At 60.7% G+C, this 659-nt stretch carries 1 pseudogene; it reads right to left on the bottom strand.

The window, feature by feature from the left end:
• Positions 1–656, bottom strand: a pseudogene (locus VPK24_RS04635) (photosystem II D2 protein (photosystem q(a) protein)); the annotation flags it as partial.
• Positions 657–659: the final 3 nt, after the last annotated feature.

Raw genomic sequence — 659 nt, 5'->3', positions numbered from 1 at the left:
TCTACCGTCGCACCGTGAATGGCGCACAGCAAAGCACCGCCCAGAATCCCGGCGACACCCATCATGTGGAACGGATTCAGCGTCCAGTTGTGGAACCCTTGCAGGAACAGCAGGAACCGGAAGATCGATGCCACTCCAAAGCTGGGTGCAAAGAACCAGCCCGATTGACCCAACGGGTACATCAGGAACACCGACACAAACACCGCGATCGGCCCTGAGAACGCAATCGCGTTGTAAGGACGAATCCCCACCAGTCGCGCAATCTCAAACTGACGCAGCATGAAGCCAATCAGCCCAAATGCGCCATGCAACGCCACAAAGTTCCACAAGCCGCCCAACTGGCACCAGCGCACGAAGTCTCCCTGTGCTTCGGGACCCCACAGCAGCAGCAGCGAGTGACCCAAGCTATTCGCCGGGGTGGACACGGCGACGGTCAGGAAGTTGCACCCTTCCAGGTACGACGAAGCCAATCCGTGGGTGTACCACGAGGTGACGAAGGTGGTGCCGGTCAGCCAGCCTCCGAGGGCGAGGTATGCGCAGGGGAACAGCAGCAGACCCGACCAGCCGACGAAGACGAAGCGATCCCGCTTCAGCCAGTCGTCCACTACGTCGAACCACCCGCGTTCCGTGCCCACGCGTCCAACTGCGATGGTCATGGA

Source organism: Limnothrix redekei LRLZ20PSL1, from assembly GCF_043235035.1.
In the GTDB taxonomy this organism is placed as follows: Bacteria; Cyanobacteriota; Cyanobacteriia; order CACIAM-69d; family CACIAM-69d; genus CACIAM-69d.
This window is presented reverse-complemented; position numbering and strand designations above follow the sequence as displayed.